Here is a 6,103-nt window from a genome sequence, read left to right as displayed (position 1 = left end):
CCTTCGTGATCTTCAGACAATCCGAAGGATCTGCGATGGCCGCCTCTCGTTGACCTAAAAGACCAGGTCATACACCACTTCGGTGGACGTGACCGCCGCGCCGCGCCGCGCCGCGCCGGGCCGGTCGGGGCGCGGGCGCGGGGTTGCGGGGTTGCGGGGTTGCGGGGTCGACGGGAACGAGGTCGCCGCGTCGCGGGCGCCGGGTCGCCGCGTCCCGGGCCGTTAGTCGGGGTTGCCGGGCCGCGAGTCGCCGGGCCGCGTCGCCGGACCGCGAGTCGCCGGACCGCGAGTCGCCGGACCGCGAGTCGCCAGCATCGACGTCGCCGGGTCGCAGAATCGCCAAATGCCGCCCTGACCGCACGCCCACGGTCAACAAATCCGCACGTTCGACCGCCTCCTGGCGGCCCAGTGGTGGTGGACGGTGTAGCGATCGGCGAGTGTGGAGGCGACCGGCGGCGGGCGGATCCGAGTCGCGGCTCTGCGCCGCCGGCCGGCGGGCGGCCGGGGCGGGCGGGCCGAAATCACGACTCTGCGCCCCGGCCACGGAACCGACTGGCCTGAAGCCGGCGCTCCGCCCCGGACCACCGACCGGCCGAACCCGGCACCACACCCCCAACCACCGAGCCGGCCAGCCCGAACCCGCCACTCCGCCCCGGCCACGGAGCCGACAGGGCCCGAAGCCGCCACTCTGCGGCCCTGACAGTCGGGGTGGGATCTGCTCTGACATTTCGGCGTCGCGGGTGGCTGATCCCACAGGACCGGCGATCAATCCGTGCCTGGCGCCTTTTGCCCGTGCCGACTGTCTGGATCCGACCGACCGACGGTTGCGCCACCCCGCATCTGGCGACGACAGGCCCCGCCGGAGCGTGCCGAGCGGCGGCGACGCAGACAGAGGGGGCGGGTCTGACTCGCCTGTGAAGAGCGGCCCGGGGTGTGCGGGAAGCTGGCTCCGTGGCTGAGTTTCTTGTTCTTGTCAACGGGCTGCCCGGGAGCGGCAAGACGACGTTGGCGGGGCGGTTGAGTGGGGCGCTTGGGGCTCCGCTGGTTTCCAAGGATGCGATCAAGGAGGGGCTTGCGCCGGAGCGCGCCGGGATTGTGGCGTCCGAGACTATGTGGGAGGTCGCCGCTGAGCTGGCCGGGCTGGTGGTTTTGGAGTGGGTTTGTCGAGAAAGGGCGGAGGCGGTGCGGGAATCCGCGGGCCGTCGAGATCTGGTGTGAGGTGCCGGCGGCGGTGGCCCTTGCGCGGGTGCGGGCGCGGCGGCGGGCGGCTGTTCACCGGGATGAAGCCAACGTGGCCGCGCACTGGGACGCCTGGGTGGCAGGGGCGAGACCGCTCGGGGTCGCGTACGGGATGAGCGTCCGGACGGACGGTCCGGTGGATGTGGCGGGGTTGGCCGGGCGCGTCAGCGCGATGGCCCGGCTCAGGGAATGACGGCTCGGGCCGATCAGGAATGGCAGAGTTGATCTCGCTGGAGGCCCCGATGTCTCGCATGACCATCAGGACGCGGCTTGTCCTGAGCCTGACCGCGCTGCTGTTCGTCTCGGTCGCCGTGCTGGTCAGCGTGCTGACCGTGGGGGCGTCGCGGAGTCTGAGGACGGTGTCCTTTGATGATGCGCAGCGCTCCGCCGAGGTCGGGGCGGCGCAGGTCGAGCAGGAGTTCGACGCGGCGTTCGGGACCGCGCGGACGCTGGGGACGGCCATGGGCGCGCTGTCCGAGCGGGACGTCGCCAACCAGATTCTGCACCGCCTGCTCGCGGCACACCCCGAATATCTGGGGGCCTGGACGGCGTGGGAGCCGAACGCGTTCGACGGGCGGGACGCCGAGCACGAGAACAATACCGGCAGTGATGCGGCGGGGCGGTTCGCGCCCTACTGGCATCGGGGGCCGAGCGGCGGCATCGTCGTCGAGGCGCTGACCGGGCTCGACGACCCGACCGACGGCGCCTGGTATCTGACGCCCAAGCAGAGTGGCAAGGAGATGGTGCTCGAGCCGTACACGTACCAGGTCAACGGCCAGAACGTGCTGATGACCTCGGCGGTCGAGCCGGTGATCCGGAACGGGAAGTTCGCCGGTATCGCCGGGGAGGACCTGACGCTCGACTCGCTGAGCAAGCTGATCGCCGACGACAACCCATTCGGGAAGGGGCAGGCGACGCTGGTCAGCGCGGCCGGCAACGTGGTCGCCGGGCCGGACCCGAAGCTGCTCACGAAGCCCTTCCAGGGGTCCGCCGCCGAGACCGCCAAGCAGTCGATCACCGAGGGCAAGCCGGCCCGGGTCCAGGCCGGCGGCAATCTCAGCGTCGCCGTCCCGATCGCGATCGGCGCCGACGACACCTGGTCGCTCGTCCTGTCGGTGCCGGAGAGCACGGTCCTGGCGCCGGTCACCCACCTGCGTAACTGGGCCATCCTGCTCGCCCTCGCCGCGCTGATCGTCAGCTGCCTGGTCGCGTTCCTGGTCGCCGGGGCGGTGGTGGCGCCGATCGGGCGCCTGCGTGACCGGATGGCCGGCATCGCCGACGGGGACGGCGACCTCACCCAGCGGGTCGACGAGTCGCCGACCGAGCTGGGCCAGTTGGGGGCGGCGTTCAACCGGTTCATGCAGAAGGTCGCGGACACGGTCCGGGGCATCGCCGTGGCGGCCGACGAGCTGAGCACCGCGAGCGGCGAGATCACCGACGTGTCGGGGCGGCTGGCCGGGTCGGCGCGGGCCTCCCAGGAGCAGGCCGGGCTGGTCACCGAGTCGGCCGGGCGGGTCTCGGAGAACGTTCAGACCGTGGCGGCGGGGGCCGAGGAGATGAGCGCGTCGATCCGGGAGATCGCCGAGAACGCGGCCGAGGCGGCCCGGGTCACCTCGTCGGCGGTGCGGGTCGCCGAGCAGACGACGGCCACGATGGGCAAGCTCGGCACGTCCAGCGGGGAGATCGGCGAGGTGCTGCGCACGATCACCGCGATCGCCGAGCAGACCAACCTGCTCGCGCTCAACGCGACGATCGAGGCGGCGCGGGCCGGCGAGTCGGGCAAGGGCTTCGCGGTGGTGGCGAGCGAGGTCAAGGAACTGGCGCAGGAGACGGCCCGGGCGACCGAGGACATCAGCGGGCGGATCGGCGCGATCAAGGCCGACACGGCCGAGGCGGTCGCCGCGATCCAGCAGATCGCCGAGGTCATCAACAAGATCAGCGACTACTCGACGACGATCGCCGGCGCGGTCGAGGAGCAGACCGCGACGACGAACGAGATGAGCCGGTCGGTCAGCGACGCCGCCCACGGCTCGCGGGAGATCGCCGGGGTCATCGCCGGCGTCGCCGACACGGCGACGAGCACCACCGGCGGGGCCGGCGAGACCGAGGCGGCGGCGGCCCGGCTCGCCTCACTCTCCGAAAGATTACGTACGCTCGTCGGCTCGTTCCGCTATTAGGTCAGCCCGGGGCGAACCCAGCTCGGTCCAGAGCTCACGGGCGGCGGCGTAGTGCTCGCGGGCCCGGCCGGGCTCGGTCACAGCCAGCCCCATGTGTGCCCGGGCCTGCTCCTCCCGGTCGTCCACATCGTCCTCGGAGGCGATGGCCAGCGCCTCCGCGAACTCCTCACGGGCCTTCGCCGCGAAACCGCCCGCCTGGTACGCCTCCCCCAACCCGTTGTGCACGCACGCCTCGCTGTCCCGGTCGCCGCTGGCGCGGAAGAGGGCCAGCGACTGCCCGTGATAGTCGACCGCCCGGTCGAAGAGGCCCCGCTGGGTGGCCAGGCTGCCGAGGTCGTCGAGAACGTGGGCCTCGCTGTTGGGGCTGCGCGCATCGCGGAACAGTTCGAGCGCCCGGAGCAGGTGCCGCTCGGCCGCCTCGAAGTTTCCCCGCTTGATTTCGGTCCCGCCCAGGTTGCTGAGCGCGACCCCGGCGCCGGACAGGTCGCCCGACTCCAGATAGAGCTCGAGCGCCTCGGCGTAGTGGGCGGCCGCATCGTCCTGTCGTTCCAGCCGGGCGTCGAGATTGCCCAGGTTGACCAGGGCCCGGGCCCGGCCGATCGAGTCGCCGACGATCCAGTAGAGGTCGAGCGATTCGCGATGATGCTCGGCCGCCTCGGCGTAACGGCCCAGCCGGGTTTCGGCGATGCCCAGATTGTTGAGCGCGCGTGCCTCGTCGGTCGGGTGGCCGGTCTGGCGAAGCACCCGCAGGGACTCGTTCACATTGCGTACGGCCGCCTCGTGCCGGCCCAGATTGATGTCGGCGGTCGCGAGGTTGGCCACGGCACGGGCGTACCCGATCTCGTCGCCGGCCTGCAGCGCCGCCCGGGCCGCGTGCCCATGCACCAGGTGGGCCTCGTGGTGATAGCGCCCGAGCAGGTAGCGATAGAGGATCGACGACATCCGTACGGCGTGCTCCGGCCAGCCGTCGGTCGCCGCGTGGGCGACCGCCGCGATCAGGTTGGTCCGCTCGGTGTTCAACCAGGACAGTGGGTCCTCGAGGTCGGGCAGCGGCAGCCTCGGATCGTCAACCGCCGGACGGCGGGCCGCCTCGGCCGGATCGAGACGGTTCATCGCGGCCGCCGCGACGCTCACGTAGTAGTCGAGCAGGCGGGTCACGGCGGCGCGCCGGTCGACCCGGCGGTCCTCGTCCGCCGAGCGGCCCACGGCGTACGCCCGCACCAGGTCGTGCAGGCCGTAGCGGCCGGGCGCGGCCACCTGCACCAGGTGATCGGCGACCAGCTCGGCTACGCGGGCCTCGGCGGTCGGCAGATCGATGCCGGCCAGCGCGGCCGCCGCCCGGGCGTCGAAATCCTGGCCCGGGTGCTGAGCGATCAGGCGGAGAAGCTCCCGCTCTCCGGCGGGCAGATTCCGGTACGAGACCTCGAGCGCGAGCTCCACTCCGGAGTCGAGGCGGCGGTCGGAATGACGTTCGTCGAGCCAGTCGGCGTGGTCGGTCAGCGTCCAGCCCGGCTTGGCCCGCATGTGCCCGGCGACCAGGGCCAGGGCGAGCGGCAGATGCCCGCACCGGCGCCCGATGCGGGCCGCCGCCTGAGGGTCGGAGCCGACCGGGATCTCCGGCACGGCCGAGGCCAGATAGCTCAGCGCCTCGGCCGGACTGAACACGTCGACCGGGAACCGGGCCGCCGAGCTCAGCTCGCCCAGGTCGCGCCGGCTCGTCACCAGGGTCACGCAACCCGGCACATCGGGCAGCAGGGGCGCCACCTGCTTGGCGTCGGCGGCGTTGTCGAGCACGACCAGGCTGCGCAGACCGGCCAGCTTTTCCCGGAACGCCTCGGTGCGGGCCTCCAGCTGATGCGGTACGCGCTGACCGGTCACGCCGAGCAGGCGCAGGAAGCCGTCGAGCACCGCTGAAGGATCGGCCGGCGGCTGCGCCGGGTCGGAGTGGAACCCGCGCAGGTTGACGAAGAGGATCCGGTCGAATTTCTGCTCGGCTGCGAGCTGGTGTCCGACGTGGACGGCCAGCTGGGTCTTGCCGACGCCGGCCATCCCGGCCAGCGCCGAGATCACGACGGCCGGACCCTGCTGGGCCAGCTCCCGCAGCCGGGCGAGTTCGGTGGCCCGGCCGGTGAAGAGGGGCAGGTCCTGGGGCAGGCTGTCCTGCACCCGCACCTGGGCCGCGGCCTGGGTCTCGCCGCTGATCACCCGGAGCGCCTGCCGCCACTGGGTGACATAGCCCAGGTCGGCGTGCAGGGCCTCGACGACCGCGACCACCAGCTCGGCGTCGACGCGGCGGCGGCCCGGACGGAAACAGTCGACCACGGTCGTCTTGCCCACCTGCTCGGTGGCCGGCCGCTGGGCGTTGACCCGGCCGGTGATGGTCTCGTACGACGGGTTGCCGGCCCACGCCTTGAGAAGCCGCAGCGTCTCGGCGAGGCCGTCCAGGGTCGTGGCCTGACCGGGGTCGGGCAGGGTCGCGAATTGTGACTTGTCGGGAATCACGCCGAGTGACCGTTCGGGTTCGTTCGGACTTTCCGTACACGGCCGAGCGGCCCGCCATAGTCGGTGACACGCGAGTCGGCCCATGGCTCCCAGATCGGCCGTGGGCCGGCTCTGCGAGGCGGCCCGGGCTGCTGAACGGGGGGTCGTTCCCGGCAGGTTCCGGGACGACGAGCGGCCCGGCTGGT

At 72.2% G+C, this 6,103-nt stretch carries 3 protein-coding genes; 2 read left to right on the top strand and 1 reads right to left on the bottom strand.

Annotation, left to right across the window (positions count from 1 at the left end):
• Positions 1–951: 951 nt before the first annotated feature.
• Together AB0M88_RS52695 and AB0M88_RS52690 are read left to right on the top strand one after the other, a co-directional pair.
• Positions 952–1,218, top strand: a complete 267-nt coding sequence (locus AB0M88_RS52695; protein WP_364116045.1) for an AAA family ATPase — start codon at positions 952–954, stop codon at positions 1,216–1,218.
• Between the two features lie 272 nt (positions 1,219–1,490).
• Entirely contained in the window at positions 1,491–3,416 is a 1,926-nt protein-coding gene (locus AB0M88_RS52690) for a methyl-accepting chemotaxis protein (protein ID WP_364116042.1), read from the top strand.
• On the opposite strand, the gene AB0M88_RS52685 is transcribed toward AB0M88_RS52690, so the two are convergent.
• Positions 3,384–5,918, bottom strand: a complete 2,535-nt coding sequence (locus AB0M88_RS52685) for a tetratricopeptide repeat protein (protein WP_364116039.1) — start codon at positions 5,916–5,918, stop codon at positions 3,384–3,386. The two genes, AB0M88_RS52690 and AB0M88_RS52685, sit on opposite strands and share 33 nt — an antisense overlap.
• Between the last annotated feature and the right edge of the window lie 185 nt (positions 5,919–6,103).

Source organism: Actinoplanes sp. NPDC051411 (assembly GCF_040682075.1).
Taxonomy (GTDB): Bacteria; Actinomycetota; Actinomycetes; order Mycobacteriales; family Micromonosporaceae; genus Actinoplanes.
This window is presented reverse-complemented; position numbering and strand designations above follow the sequence as displayed.

What these genes read in the sequence shown, in the direction of transcription:
- AB0M88_RS52690 (WP_364116042.1), top strand. Translation starts at nt 1,491, where the DNA reads ATGACCATCAGGACGCGGCTTGTCCTGAGCCTGACCGCGCTGCTGTTC.